The following is a 14,825-nucleotide window of genomic DNA, read 5'->3' on the forward strand; positions in this document are numbered from 1 at the left end:
TAAATAATCTCTTCTAAAATGTTTTGTATTTTCTTTAGTAACAAAAAAGAGAGAGAGAACCAAAACTGATTCTCTCTCTCTCTTTTAAACTATTATTTGCTTAATCTCTATCATGTCCTTTTCCTTTACCATGCCCTTTATCGTGTTTTTTATATTCTTTTCGGTTATCATCATCATGATCTCTCTGATAATAATTTCTATTATCGTTGTCATAATACCTGCGATTATCATTGTAACCTATATTTCTTTGTTGGCTACCATGGTATCCTCTGTAATATTTTACTTTATGATTTCTAAAGTTGGTATACGGTCTAGACCCATGATAATCGTTGAGTACTACTTTGTATCCACCGTATAAATCATAGTTTCGATATTGATTTGATAAATATCTAGAACGAATCCATCTACCACCACCAAAATAAATGAATTGAGTAGCTCTCACATCATAATAAGCTTCAACATCTGGTAAGTAGTAATATTCAGCTTCAGCGTAGCCAACAGGACCCCAGTTTGGAGCGGTACCTATGTTAAGATTTACAGAGATTTGTGCATGTATGGTACTCGAGGCAAAAAGGATAATTCCTATGGCGATTAGTTTTAATGTTCTCATCTTTTCAAAAATTTAATTAGTAATAATTTTAATATAATAGCTCGTAAACACGATGCTTTTAAACTATTTCCAACAACTGTGCCAAAACATGCAAAAGGACATTTAGTTAAGCATTAATACCATAAAAAAAAGAGCCTCATTGCTGAGACTCTCCTTATAAATTATATGAAATCAGTATTAATTTTTTCCATTTCCATTATTCCCTTTTCCACCTTTATGTCCATTTTCTTTGTGTCCATTTCCTTTATTACCATTCTCATAATTCCCATTACTTTTGTATGCCTTGCTATTATAACTTCGGTTGGAACCTATAGATTTTTGTGGTTTTCCTTTATATCCTTTGTAATATTTTACTTTGTGAGATTTAAAGTTACTGTAAGGTCTTGAACCACGGTAATCGTTTAGGACAACTTTATAACCATTGTATAAGTTATAGTTTCTGTATTGATTAGGAAGGTTTCTGGAACGAATCCATCTTCCTCCACCAAAATAAATAAACTGTGTAGCTCTAATATCATAATATGCTTCGATATCTGGTAAATAATAATAATCTACAGAAGAGTAACCAACTGGACCCCATGAAGGAGGATTACCTAAATTTACATTTACTGAAACTTGTGCTTGGGTTGCAGTCGTGGTAGCAAAAAGTATAATTCCTGCAATAATTAATTTTAATGTTTTCATTTTTCAAAATTTTAATTAGTAATTAATACCTAGTAATTTTTAGTTACCGTATTATCTCGTTTTATGATAAAGCCAACAACTGTGCCAATATCATATAATTAACTATTAGTAGTGTTATTTTACTGCATAAAAAAAGGAAACGAATATCGCTTCCTTTTTCTACAGTTATAAATTTATTTACAATAAAAGAATCAATAAAAGAATAACTATTATAATTGCTCCTACAGAAAGATATACACCATTTCCTGTAGATTTTAATTCTGCTTTAATTGCACGCACTTCTTTACGCAGCTCTTTTTTCTCTGAAGCGTTTAAAGATGATTTGTCCATTGCTTTTATTTCGTCAAGACGATTCAGCAATACTTTAACTTCAGCAGGTACTTCTTTTGGAGTATTTGAAACCGAAGTTGGATTTTTCTCTGCGGCTAACATTTGTGTTGGAACAACGCTTAATGATAATACCATCATCATTAAATAAAAGGTGATTTTTTTCATTTTTTATGGGTTTTTGTTAGTAACTAATTACAGTATAAAAGTAAGTATTATTAACAGATGTAATCTTATACAATTATTATATTAAATTACATAATTAACACTATTGGTTTTGCTGTTTTAAGAATAACTTATTGATAAGCTTGTAGTTATGTAAAATAATAAAAAACAGTTATTTATAATGATTGCGACTTATTTAAAAATAACGGCTCGTGGTTTGCCTAAATCAAAATCTTGAAATCCAAAATCAGTAGTTTCAAATGAGTTCGTTTTAAAAACATTTTCGCCGGTACCAGGAATTGATGGATAGTAAGATAGTGAAATTTGGAAGGCACTAAATATTAAAAAGTCATTGTTTATAATCATTCCTATTCCAACTTTAGAATAGGCTTTACTTACTAATAGTCCACGGGTAGGGGTTCCAAGCAATGCAATAGAATAGTTAAAGTAAGGGTTTAATCGAAATCCCCATAGATTCCATGGTGCATATGCCTGCGTTTGCAAAGTCATTATTGCTTTTTGGGTTCCATATTCAGGACTATTAAATCCTTGGATGCCATTGTTGTCATTAATACTAAGCTGATCGCCAATGCTATTAAGTCGTTTGGAACCAATAATTAATTGTGGCTTTACGAACTGTCTCAATTTCCATTTCCCAAAGCTCATTAACTTGGTAAAGTAATTCGCTTGAAATGAAAAAGCACTTTGTTCGGTAATAGATTTATTTAGAAAAGTACCCAACTCAAAATTAGCGCTTAAAAATCCCCATTTATAATAATTTCCGAAAGCCGCACGTGCTCCAATGTAATAGCGCCCTAGATTATTTTTAAATTGGTATCCCGAAGTAATTCCAAATATTTTTCCAATGGGAACATCTTCAATAATTCCATTTCTGAAAATATAATTATCTTGAACGAACTTCCGTGATGCAAGACCAATTCCTAAGAATGAAAATTGTTCATTAGTGTAAAATTTTTCAGGATCGTAAACCAGAGCCGGACTCTCTAAATATTTTACATTTAAAAAACGACCTGCAAGTATTAGATTTGTAGTTCGGTCACTTTCAGTATTACGATTGAGAATTTTAAAGGCATAACCAAGCCATAAATCATGGGAATTGTATTTGAAATTTTGGTATGAAAATACACGATTGTTATCTGGAAGCGTGTCTTTTCTAAACTGTGTGTCAAGATAAATTCCTCCAGCCCATTTGGTAAGTGCAGAATAAAACAAACGTTCTATGTTGATGCTTTTACTGTAATAATCATCTAAATCGATCTGATAATTTACTGTAGTTTTAATGAATGTATTTTTAAAATTAGGAATGGTATACCCCACACCATAGGCATTTTTGCCATCGCTGAATCTGTTTCTAAATTTTGTATTTAATTCATGACCAGAACCTATGATATTTCTATCAATAATTTCAAATCTACTTCCGGAACTAGACACAGAGCCTTTTGGAATAATACTCCAAGAATCTAAAACTCTAATATTAATATCTATCGAGTCACTATTGTTTAGAATTATTTGAGGAGCGATATCTACACGGCTGATGTACCGTTGGGTTCGAATTAAACGTTCAGATTCTTTGACCAATAAGGAATCAAATGGTTTATTTTTTTTTATGAGTAATACATTTCTAATCGCACTTCGGCTGGTTTTGATGTGAATTCTATTACCAGAACGTTCTGCCCAATTTCTAGGTTTTTTAGTAGTGTCAAGTTCAGAATACCCGAATGGATCTAATGTTACAATATTGATGTTTCGAATAATTTTTCCTTCAAAAGTTTTAAATACTTTGGGGGCAATAGCTAAATCTTTAGTTTTTAGATTTACAGGTCTGAAAACGAGTTTATGAAAGAGTTTTGTAAATTTATTTTTCTTAGAGTAGGTCTGTATTTGTTTATACATAGCTGAGGAATCTTTTCGCTTTTTTTCAACCTGAGAAAAAGAAATTTGATAACAGCAGGCGATTAAAATAAGTAGAACCAGTCTTTGTTTTTTAAACATGATAAAAAATAATAATTTTAAACATTGTTAACCAAACAAAAGAAAAATCTTTTAAGTACTAGTTCGAATTAACAAAATTCAGAATTTGAATAGTCGAAAGATACTCTTTTAAAGATTATTCGTTGGTTCTAGTAGTGTCATTTTCGGTTGTAGTTTCAGTAAATACGGGGACTACAATATCAGTCTTGATAACTATTTTTTTTGGTGTTGATTCAGAATCAAACAACGGTAGCTTAATGTTGCGCCAAGTATATGTTTTGGGTAAATGATCTCCCATAAGGTATCCCCAAGGTTCTAAGGATTCTACTCTATCAAAAATTACTTTGAGTACTGCCAGAATAGGAAGTGCTAAAAACATACCAGAAACTCCTGCAATTGCTCCACCTATAATAATTCCAATAATTGATATAAAGGCGTTTATTTCTACTTTTGAACTTACAATCATAGGAACCAAAATATTATTGTCAATTAATTGAACTATAACAGTGACAACGATGACACCAATAATTATGGACAAATCTGGTGAACTAGTTAGAGAAGCCACAATACTTAATACTCCAGCAAAAAGAATTCCGATGTATGGAATAAGATTTAAAATCCCTGTGATTATTCCCAATAAAATGGCATATTTCACACCAATTACCATAAACCCGAGTGTTGTCATTGTTGAGACTAAAATCATTTCAATGATTAAACCCACGATGTAACTGTTGATAGCTACTCTTATGTTTGTCAATATATCTTTTAACTGCTCGTGGTTCTCTTTTTTGAATAACTTGGATAAAAACAATAAAAAATGCGTTCGATACAGCAGAATTAAAAAAGTATAAATAGGTATTAATGTCAAATTTACCAATGTATCAGTAAATGACATTAAAGTAGTACCAATCATTTCTTTTCCCTTTTCCATTGAATCTTCAGTAGCGGTATCAATATATTGCTTTTGCTCGCGGGAACTTAAATGGAAATTATCTCTTATAAATCCTTGAATATTTCGAATATGAATGTTGATGTTACGCTCAATTTTATCAAAATCTTCTGCAAAATCACTTATTTGAAAGGATAAAAAGACAAAAACCCCAATAAAAAACAAAACAAACAAAAGTACAGCCAGCATAACTGCTAAAACATGTGGAAAATAGAGTTTCGATTTTAGAAACTGCACTATTGGATACAGTAAAATAGCAAATAAAAAGGACATCATCACTGGCACTAAAATATCCTGACCAATATAGAGTACGAAAATTAGTGCTATTAGACCCAATAAAACAGCGGTTAATTTAGCATACAATGGAAATTTTAAAATGTCATTCATGTTTTATATTCTTTAAATAAGTGGTACACTATTCCATACTGAATGGTTTAATTCCTAATCGACAAATATGAAAAATTAAAAAAATTGAAGTATTATATATTTTCTATCAATAGTTGTAAAATTATCACTTTTAAAAAATAAATTTGGAATCTAAAATCGAAAAAAGTTATGCAATAATGTCTCAATCCACAAATTCTTTATCGTCAAAATAGTCTTTCAATATCGAAATTCCTTTTTGTAAAAGGAGATTATTAGGATATATGATTTTTTCGCCTTCCCTTGTTTTTAGATACACATGAAATGCTCCAATATCTTCAATTTCAGCTTCGATAGGAAAATCTTTATCATGTATTTTTATGACATCACCTATTTTAAAAGGGAATGAAAAAAACAAAATAACACCGGATGTAATGTTGCTTAAAATAGACCATTGGGCAAACATAGCAACACCCACAACAGTTGTGATAGAAGAAAGTGCGATAAATATATCCTTGGTTTGGACTCCCCAAATAACGATTAAAGCAATTACGACCAAAATATTGATAAACAAGTGAATGTATTTAATCACTAAATTGGTTCTATGTTCTAGAGTTTGATTTGTTTTTGCGTAACGTCTCACCAGTTTTGTAGCAATTATTCGAAATAAAATCAAGAGAATTCCAAGGATTCCAGTGGCAATAAGTTCTCTTGTATATTCTTTAAAAAAGACCATATTCATAATTTAATTAGGCTAATTTACACAAATAGTCGTATACTTTATCTGTAGGCAGTCCCATTACATTGGCATAGGAGCCTTCAATTTTTGAAACGCCAATAAAACCGATCCATTCCTGAATTCCATAAGCACCAGCTTTGTCATACGGTTTATAATTTTCTAAATAATAATAAATGGCTGCATCACTTAGTTCCTTAAAGGTGACTTTGGTAACATCATGCAAAACATCCTCTTTCTCATTGGTTTTAAAACAAACCGATGTGATGACTTCATGGGTTGCATTTGATAAAGATTTCAGAATTTCAAAAGCATTTTTTTCGTCTTTTGGTTTACCCAAAGCGGTATTATTGTGCCAAACAATTGTATCGCTGGTTACTAGAATTTCACCTGCTTTTAATTCGCCTTCATAAGCACTCGCTTTTAACACCGCTAAATAGTTGGTAATTTGCTCGGCTTTTAACTCTGGAGGATAAATTTCATCAATTTCTTTTAATCTAATTTCAAAATCCAAGTCTAAATCCTTAAAAAATTGTTGGCGTCTTGGTGAACCCGAAGCCAGAATTAAACGGTATTTTTCTAATTTATTTTTAAGCATTGTATTTTATATTTATACTGATAATAACAACGGAGAGAATTCCAAAGAACATAATCCATTTCAAGAGCAAACTCAAGGTATAGAATTCCTTTTTAGTTTGTGCCGACCAAACTTTTACAGTAAAATAAAATAAAGGGCCCATTACAAAAAGCAACAAATAAATGGTGGTATAAATCAAGTTTAAAAGATACGCATTGATGTAATACAGCAGGAATAAAATAGGAACAAAGCTAAGTCCAAATACTATTTTAGCAGTTCTAGATTTACCAATAACAATAGGTAAAGTGCGTATTCCTTGATTGTAATCACCATCAACATCTTCGATATCTTTAATGATTTCCCGCAGCATATTAATGAAAAAAGTAAAAATTGCATAGTCCAAAAGTATAGAAAAAACAATTCTCATTTGTTGTTGGTTTCCAGCGTCTATTGCGGGTAGTAAGTCAAAAATACCAATGATAATGACACTGCAAGACAAGAGGATTGCTACTATGCTATTGCCAACAATCAGTATTTGTTTCAAACTTGTTGCATACAAATATAGGGTGGCAGCGATCAAAATAAAAACAGCCGCAAAGCTAGGTTTCAAGATCACATTTGACAAATAAAAACCAATTGCGACACCGGCAACCGTAAGTGCCATATAAAGGGTATACGCATTGGTTTCGGAAATATTTTTTCCAATTATAACATTATTTGGCTTATTGATTGCATCTGTTTTTTGGTCCAAAATATTATTAATTACATAACCACCAGCAGCAATCAAAACTGTGGATAAAACTAATAATCCGTATTGCCAATCGGCTAGAGCCAAAGGAATATCTTGAATTTTAAAAAAAGCATATCGAAAAACAAGCTGCATAAAAGCAAGCATTAGTAAGTTTTGATAGCGAATGAGTTTTAAAATTGGAAACATTGATGATATTTAAAATTATAGTTTAACATTTAAAATAGTTCTAATCGTGTTTCCCATCAAAATGTGCCATCCATTTTCCTTGTGCTTTCATGACTTGTTCGATGACATCTCTTGCAGCACCTTTTCCACCGTTTTTATGCGAAATATACTTAGAAATCGCCTTGATTTCTGGACTTGCATCTTGAGGACAGGCCGCTAAACCAACCAGTTTCATCACATGAAAATCAGGAATATCATCGCCCATATACAAAACATGTTCTGGATTAATAGTGTAAACATCCGTGTATTCTTTAAATGTTTCTACTTTATTTGGTGTTCCTAAGTGAATGTCTGTAATTCCTAAATTGCGTAATCTTATGCGAACGCCTTCGTTGCTACCTCCAGAAATGATGCACACATTATAGCCACTTTCTACAGCAGCTTTCATGGCATAACCATCTCGAATATTCATAGTACGAAGAATTTCTCCTTCATTGGTCACAAAAACAGAACTGTCTGTAAGTACGCCGTCAACATCAAATATAAACGTGCTGATATCATTCATGATTTCTTTATAACTTTTTGCCATTCTCTTGTATTGATTGTGTTAGTGTTTGATAAATTTTAAGATGATTTTTAGTAGTTAAAAATGCCTCATGTGCAGCAATAGTGGCTGTATCATTTCGCTTCGCTGGACCTGTTTGTGCATCTTGTGGCGAAAGTAACATTATTTTTTGAGCGGTTTCAGAAATTAAAGGAGTTAAAATTTCAAAAGGTACGCGGTTGTCAGTACAAATTTCTTGTCCTATTTGATACAGATGATTGGTGAAATTGTTCACAAAAACGGCCGCTACATGCAAGGCTTTTCGTTGTTCAGAGTTGATTGCGAATATCTTATCCGAAATTGATTTGGCTACTTTGTCTAATAATTGATAGTCAGTTGCATTTTCGCTTTCCAAGCAAATTGGAATAGTTCTAAAATCTACTTCCTTGTTTTTTGAAAAGGTTTGCAAGGGATAAAAAACACCTTTTCGATTGTTATCATCCAAAGCATTCAAGGAAACGCTCCCCGAGGTGTGAACTACCAAGCGATTTTTAAACGGAAGTTGTGCAGCGATCTCAGCAATCACAGCATCAGATACAGCAATAATATAAAGATCGGCTTCTACTAAAGAATTCAAATCATCCGTAATTTTAGAATGATCGAGTAGGTGAGATACTGTTCCTAATCGCCTCGAATACACTTGTACCAATTCGATTTCAGTTCCCAAATTTTCAGCATTTTGAAAAGCAGTGATTAGATGCTGTGCTACATTTCCAGAACCAATAATAATAACTTTAGTCATGGGACAAAATTAGCAAAAAAATACGAAGTGTTTTTAGGGAATTTCTAAGTTGGTAATAAACTGAAAATCTATGAAAAATATGGTTTTACGCTTGAAATAGTATCTATTTAATTTTGGATTAAATTAACAAATGTGCGAATATAAGAGTCGAGATTTTTAAGTACTTTTGTGCCACTTTTATTAAAACTTAATCCCTTAAAAATGGATAAAAAAATAGTTTCTTTTTTGTTTTCTACTCGATTAATGGCTTTATTATTTATTGTTTATGCAGTTTCAATGGGTGCAGGAACTTTTATCGAAAGCAAATACAATACCGACACAGCAAAAATTCTAATTTATAATGCTTGGTGGTTTGAAGCCATTCATGTTTTTTTTATGATTAATTTTATTGGAAACATCAAGCGTTACCAATTATTAAAGAAAGAAAAATGGGCTACTTTATTGCTCCACCTCTCTTTTATTTTTATTATTTTAGGTGCTTTCGTAACACGTTACATTAGCTATGAAGGGATGATGCCCATAAGAGAAGGTGCCGCTGAGAATCAAATTTTTTCAGATAAAACCTTTCTGACTGTCTTTGTAGACGGTGAATTCAAAGGAGAAATGAAACGTCGTACGTATGAGAAACAAGTTCTTTTCTCTCCTGCAACGGACAACGATTTTAATATTTCTGGGAAATTTGCTGATACACCTTTTAAAATAGAATATGAAAATTTTATAATGGGTGCCAAAGAATACATCAAGCCAGACCCTAACGGAGTGACTTATTTGAAAATTGTAGAAGCAGGTGATGGCGGACGTCATGAGCATTTCTTGAAAGAAGGTGAAGTTCAAAACATTCATAACGTCCTTTTTTCGGTGAATAAATTTACAGATGGTGCTATAAACATAAACACAACTGGTACGGCTTACACCATTCAAACGCCATTTGAAGGAAACTTTATGCGAATGGCTGATAAATTACAAGGAAATGTAACAAAGGATGCGGTACAACCCTTAATGATGCGCTCTTTATATAGTATTGGCGAAATGCGATTTGTATTCCCAGATCCTGCAGTGAAAGGAATAGTCGATTATAAATCAGATAATGATTTTAAAGCGAAAAATCATGAGGATGCAATTGCAGTGAAACTTACTGCTGAAGGTCAAGAAAAAACAGTTACGCTATTAGGTTCAAAAGGTAAAATAGGAGAATCTAAAACAGTTAAGATTGGCAAAATTGATTATACTTTTTTCTACGGAAGTAAAGCGTATGTATTGCCTTTCAAGATCAAATTAAACGATTTCATTGCAGAAAAGTACCCAGGAACAGAGAAAAGTTATTCCGCGTTTGAGAGTAAAGTAACTGTTCAAGATAAAGAACCATTTGATGCCCGAATTTATATGAATAATGTACTAGATCATGGCGGTTATCGCTTTTTTCAATCTAGTTTTGATCCTGATGAAAAAGGAACTGTTTTGTCCGTTAACCACGATTTTTGGGGAACAGGGCTGACTTATGCCGGTTATTTTATGTTATATTTTGCAATGATGGCTATTCTATTTACTAAATATTCGCGTTTTGCAGATATCAAACGTAAATTGGAAGTGGTTAAAACCAAAAAAGCTAAATTATTGACCATTCTAGTGTTGTTATTCAGTTTGAGTGGTTTTTCGCAAGAGGAAGAGCACAATCATGATGAACATGACGGTCATGCCCATGTCGAAGCTGCTAAGCCGCCAGTAAAACATGAGAATCATACCAAAAAAGTATTGAGTCAAGAGGAACTAAATACTTTGATCACTAAATACAAAGTACCTGAAGAACATGCAGCAAAATTCGGTCGACTAGTGATTCAAGATGGTGGAGGAAGAATGAAACCCATCAATACGTTTTCATCTGAATTGTTGCGAAAAGTAAGCCACGATGATACTTACATTGGTATGAACTCTGATCAAGTATTTTTGTCGATGACACAATACGCCAGTTATTGGATTGAAATTCCGATTATTTATATCAAAAGCGGGAATGACAGTATTCGTAAAATTATAGGAATTGATAAGGAAGCTAAATTTGCTCCTTTCGTATCGTTTTTTGATGCAAAAGGAAATTATAAGCTTTCTAAATATTTAGAAGAAGCCTTTAAAGCGGCAAATCCTAATCAATTCGAAAAAGATTTTATTGAAACCGATAAGAAAGTAAACTTAATGGAATCAGCTTTGAGTGGTAGGATATTAAAAATTTTCCCAATACCAGAGGATAAAAACAGTAAATGGGTTTCCTACTTAGAATTGAATGAATCGGGATTCAAAGGGATGGAAGCAACGTATACCAAGAATGTATTGCCATTGTATTTTGGATCTTTGGCGAATGCTTCCAGTTCTAATGACTTTAAAACTGCTGATGAATTACTAGAAAGTATTACTGGTTTTCAAAAACGTTTTGGTAATAAAGTGATGCCAAGCGAGGAACGAATTACATCTGAAGTATTGTATAACAAATATGATGTGTTTAAGAAGTTACCCTATTGGTATATTTTTGCCTCTATATTGATGTTGTTATTAACAATTATGAACATCTTTAAGGAAAGAAAAGTGCTTAATTATTTGGTTAATTTCATGCATATAGTCATCGTTGCTTTGTTTGCATTGCACACTTTTGGATTAATTGCCCGTTGGTACATTTCGGGTCACGCGCCTTGGAGTAATGCCTATGAATCGATTATTTATGTGGCTTGGGCAACGATGTTTTTTGGTTTGGCCTTTGACCGAAAATCGAAATTGACTGTTGCTTCCTCGGGATTTGTAACGGCGATGATTTTAGCTGCAGCCTATATGAACTGGATAGATCCAGAAATTGCTAATTTGGTACCTGTTTTAAATTCGTATTGGTTGATGATTCACGTGGCCGTAATTGTTGCAAGCTATGGGCCTTTTGCTTTAGGAATGATATTGGGAGCGGTTGCTTTGTTGTTAATTTTGTTTACTAATGAAAAAAACAAAGCCAAAATGGATTTGAATATTCAGGAAATCACTTATATTAACGAATTAGCATTAACGATTGGTTTGATCATGCTGACTATTGGTAACTTTCTTGGAGGACAATGGGCCAATGAAAGCTGGGGACGTTATTGGGGATGGGATCCAAAAGAGACTTGGGCCTTGATTAGTATTATGGTGTATGCATTTGTCATTCATGCTCGATTTGTTCCTTCGTTACGTGGAAAATGGATTTTTAATTTGATGAGTATGTTTGCCTTTATATCAATTTTGTTCACCTATTACGGTGTAAATTTTCACTTGGTAGGATTGCATTCGTACGCTAGTGGAGAAGCTCATTCATTGAATTGGATCTGGTACTCATTAGGTGCAATCACATTATTCGGAGTGATATCTTATCCGAAATATAAAAAATACTATAAGAAATAGGTAGCAATAGTTATTTACGGAAGTATTTAAGTTTATTCGAGCGCATTCGAGAGCTTTTATAGGGTCTCGATTGCTCCCGTCATAAAAAGGTGTATATGACTAATTTTTTATTGCTTGTTCGAGCTTAATTGAGAATTTTATCGGGTAATGACTGCGCTCGACTTGTCAAAAAGCGTTTCAAATCGTACAAGATTTTGTTATTATTTGAAATTTATGTACACAAAAAAGGTTCAACTTTACAGTTGAACCTTTTTTAGTAATACAGAAAAAGATATAGTTTATACTTTTCCTAATGTATATAATTGTTCCATTGTAGGAGTCAGGCTTCCGCCTTTAGGCTCTAGCGTTATCCCAAATGCTTGCGCTTCATTAGCATTATTTACAGCAAATAATTTTTGATCATTTTTATCAAAATTTTCTAATAAACCGATGCTTGTAGGTGTTAAAGGATTTAGTTTTAATGCCCATACTTGATATACCATTCCTTCTGGTGGTTCTGGTAATCCCGAGGCATCAACATATACCACTTTTGTGTCTTGGTTCCAATATACTTTTGCAAAAGACTCTGGTGCAACTGCTTGACCACCCAAGCCAACAACTGTATTTTTGGTATCGCGTACTACTGCTAAACTTGTTTCAACAGCTGTATTTTTAATTTTTAAACTTTTAAATTCTTTCTCTAAAGTTGCTTTTTCGATTTGAGTATTTACAATTTGAGTACTAGATTGATTCAGCTGATTGTATTGGTAACCAACTCCAATTAACAATAGAATTGCCGCTGCCCAACCCATGTATTGAGATCTATTGCTAGATGGCTCCATTTGTATCACATTGGCATGTTTTAATTCTAGTTTTTCTTTAATTTTCTCAAAGTTGACCACTGAGTGAAAAGGAGAAAAACTGGATGATAACGCCACAATAGCTTTTTCAATAGAAATGATCTCTGAGTTTATCTCAGCAGAATTTCTTGCTTTGCTGGCAACTTCTTCGTTTTCAGACTCGTTTAATAAGCCGTAAACATAAAGTTCCAGAATTCCTGATTCTATATATTCTTTTGTTTCCATTATACTTTCAAATAATTACGTAGATCGTTTATACAATTTCTATTTTGTGTTTTTACTGTTCCAAGGGGTATCGCTAATTCATCTGAAGCTTCTTGTTGCGTATACCCTTTAAAAAATAATAAGTCGATAATCTGAATGCATTTTGGTTTTAATTTTTTTACAAAATCTTGTAATCCAATGGTGTCCATCTTATCTGCCAGTTTCGAACTGTCTTCAAAGTGATTTACGAAATTATCTGTTGATAGGTTTTTTTGACTATTATTAAAATTCTTGGAACGCAATTTATCTATGGAAGTATTTCTAGCTATATTTAGTATCCAAGTGTAAAAACGTCCTTTGCTTTCATTGTATGAATCAATGTTTTTCCAAATTTTAATGAATACTTCTTGTAGAACGTCTTCTGCTTCCTCTCTATTTTTTACTAAAACACTAATTACAGAGAACAAGCTCTTAGAATACATATCATATAGATGTGTAAATGCTCTCTCATCTTTTTTATAAATTAAAACCAATAATTCTTCTTGACTCATATGATTGTTTATTTTTAGTACTACAAATTTAAACTTTACTATCCATAAAAATAGTAAAATTATTCCAATGAACTTATTTCGGAAGTGCATTAATACGGCACATTTAATTTTTTTGATTAAAAACAGCTTTTTTGGAAAACTATTTTTGAATTGTTTACGTAAATAATCAAGTAAAGTATTTAAAAGTACTTCAGTAAAATATAACGAAATTCAGCTTATAAATTAATGTCCATGAACAAGTTAAACTGAAGGTTTAGCAATAGAAATTTAAATACCACAATAAGTTTTGTTGTTTATTTGTTTGGAAGCCTGGCAGTTCATAGAGTCAGGCTTCTTTTTTATTTAACGACTGTTTAACAAAAAAATAGTTTGTTGCGACAAAAAATTATTTAATTTTATAAAAAAATTAATGTTATGAAAAAGTTACTAAGCATTGCCACTTTTACAATGATTTTGTTCAGCTGTCAAAATCAGGCACAACCTAAAAAATCTGAAACTAATATGACAACACAAGAGGTTACTAAAGAAAATATATATCAGTTTAAAGTGGAAGATCTATCTGGAAAAAGTTTTGACTTTGCTACTTTGAAAGGTAAAAAAATCATGATTGTAAATACTGCTTCAAAATGTGGATTGACGCCACAGTATAAAGATTTAGAAGTTGTTTATAAAGAATACAAAGATCAAGGGTTAGTAATTATAGGTTTTCCAGCGAATAACTTTGCCTCACAGGAACCAGGCACCAATGAAGAAATAGCTACTTTCTGTCAGATGAATTACGGTGTTACTTTCCCAATGATGGACAAAGTATCTGTAAAAGGGGATGATATGGCTGCTATCTATCAATTTTTGACTCAGAAATCAAAGAATGGATTACAAGACTCTAAAGTAGAATGGAATTTTCAAAAGTACTTAATCAATGAAAAAGGGGAGTTGGATAAAGTAATTTCTCCTCGTACATTAGTTACCGATCCTGAAGTACTAGATTGGATAAAAGCTTAATTTTCTACCGCTAATTTGCTAATTTTTATATAGTAAACAAAAAAAAGAGATTTTCAGTCAAATGAAAATCTCTTTTTTTTGTGGTTTAAGTACGTGTCGAATATTTTCTAAATTTGAAATCATTAAAAACTCAAGTTAGATAAAGAATCAGATCTT

14 protein-coding genes are annotated in these 14,825 nt (G+C 32.2%); 2 read left to right on the plus strand and 12 right to left on the minus strand.

Features of this window, described 5'->3' with window-relative positions; all coding sequences use genetic code 11:
* Positions 1 to 100: 100 nt before the first annotated feature.
* The 10 genes from ACNQGO_RS06540 to ACNQGO_RS06585 form a co-directional block, all read right to left on the minus strand.
* Entirely contained in the window at positions 101 to 610 is a 510-nt protein-coding gene (locus ACNQGO_RS06540) for a hypothetical protein (protein WP_417984738.1), read from the minus strand.
* Positions 611 to 787: 177 nt separating this feature from the next.
* Positions 788 to 1,294: a hypothetical protein gene (locus ACNQGO_RS06545; protein ID WP_417984739.1), complete on the minus strand. Its 507-nt coding sequence runs from the start codon at positions 1,292 to 1,294 to the stop codon at positions 788 to 790.
* Positions 1,295 to 1,471: 177 nt separating this feature from the next.
* Positions 1,472 to 1,789, minus strand: coding sequence for a hypothetical protein (locus tag ACNQGO_RS06550; protein ID WP_417944573.1), 318 nt, complete (start codon positions 1,787 to 1,789; stop codon positions 1,472 to 1,474).
* Positions 1,790 to 1,978: 189 nt separating this feature from the next.
* On the minus strand, positions 1,979 to 3,700 hold the full coding sequence (locus ACNQGO_RS06555) for a BamA/TamA family outer membrane protein (protein WP_417984740.1): 1,722 nt from the start codon (positions 3,698 to 3,700) through the stop codon (positions 1,979 to 1,981).
* A 214-nt stretch (positions 3,701 to 3,914) separates the two neighbouring features.
* A complete protein-coding gene (locus tag ACNQGO_RS06560; RefSeq protein WP_417984741.1) occupies positions 3,915 to 5,114 on the minus strand; it encodes an AI-2E family transporter in 1,200 nt (399 codons plus the stop codon).
* A gap of 181 nt (positions 5,115 to 5,295) precedes the next feature.
* A complete protein-coding gene (locus ACNQGO_RS06565; RefSeq protein WP_417984742.1) occupies positions 5,296 to 5,826 on the minus strand; it encodes a mechanosensitive ion channel domain-containing protein in 531 nt (176 codons plus the stop codon).
* A gap of 13 nt (positions 5,827 to 5,839) precedes the next feature.
* Positions 5,840 to 6,424, minus strand: coding sequence for a Maf-like protein (locus tag ACNQGO_RS06570; protein WP_417984743.1), 585 nt, complete (start codon positions 6,422 to 6,424; stop codon positions 5,840 to 5,842).
* Complete coding sequence (locus ACNQGO_RS06575; protein ID WP_417984744.1) at positions 6,417 to 7,340, minus strand: geranylgeranylglycerol-phosphate geranylgeranyltransferase; 924 nt, start codon at positions 7,338 to 7,340, stop codon at positions 6,417 to 6,419. The genes ACNQGO_RS06570 and ACNQGO_RS06575 overlap by 8 nt, the downstream gene beginning before the upstream one ends.
* A gap of 40 nt (positions 7,341 to 7,380) precedes the next feature.
* Positions 7,381 to 7,908, minus strand: a complete 528-nt coding sequence (locus ACNQGO_RS06580; RefSeq protein WP_417984745.1) for a KdsC family phosphatase — start codon at positions 7,906 to 7,908, stop codon at positions 7,381 to 7,383.
* Positions 7,892 to 8,665, minus strand: a complete 774-nt coding sequence (locus ACNQGO_RS06585) for a Rossmann-like and DUF2520 domain-containing protein (protein WP_417984746.1) — start codon at positions 8,663 to 8,665, stop codon at positions 7,892 to 7,894. The genes ACNQGO_RS06580 and ACNQGO_RS06585 overlap by 17 nt, the downstream gene beginning before the upstream one ends.
* A 201-nt stretch (positions 8,666 to 8,866) precedes the next feature.
* Between ACNQGO_RS06585 and ACNQGO_RS06590 the strand changes: the two genes are divergently transcribed.
* The gene (locus tag ACNQGO_RS06590) at positions 8,867 to 12,073 is read left to right on the plus strand and encodes a cytochrome c biogenesis protein (RefSeq protein WP_417984747.1); all 3,207 of its coding nucleotides are present in this window, start codon (positions 8,867 to 8,869) and stop codon (positions 12,071 to 12,073) included.
* A gap of 278 nt (positions 12,074 to 12,351) precedes the next feature.
* Here the strand turns inward: ACNQGO_RS06590 and ACNQGO_RS06595 are convergent, their stop codons facing one another.
* Positions 12,352 to 13,137, minus strand: coding sequence for an anti-sigma factor (locus tag ACNQGO_RS06595; protein WP_417971236.1), 786 nt, complete (start codon positions 13,135 to 13,137; stop codon positions 12,352 to 12,354).
* A complete protein-coding gene (locus ACNQGO_RS06600; protein WP_417978759.1) occupies positions 13,137 to 13,667 on the minus strand; it encodes an RNA polymerase sigma factor in 531 nt (176 codons plus the stop codon). The genes ACNQGO_RS06595 and ACNQGO_RS06600 overlap by 1 nt, the downstream gene beginning before the upstream one ends.
* Before the next feature lie 414 nt (positions 13,668 to 14,081).
* Between ACNQGO_RS06600 and ACNQGO_RS06605 the strand changes: the two genes are divergently transcribed.
* The gene (locus ACNQGO_RS06605) at positions 14,082 to 14,669 is read left to right on the plus strand and encodes a glutathione peroxidase (RefSeq protein ID WP_417984748.1); all 588 of its coding nucleotides are present in this window, start codon (positions 14,082 to 14,084) and stop codon (positions 14,667 to 14,669) included.
* Positions 14,670 to 14,825 lie beyond the last annotated feature (156 nt).

Source organism: Flavobacterium frigidum, from assembly GCF_048286735.1.
Classification (GTDB): Bacteria; Bacteroidota; Bacteroidia; order Flavobacteriales; family Flavobacteriaceae; genus Flavobacterium.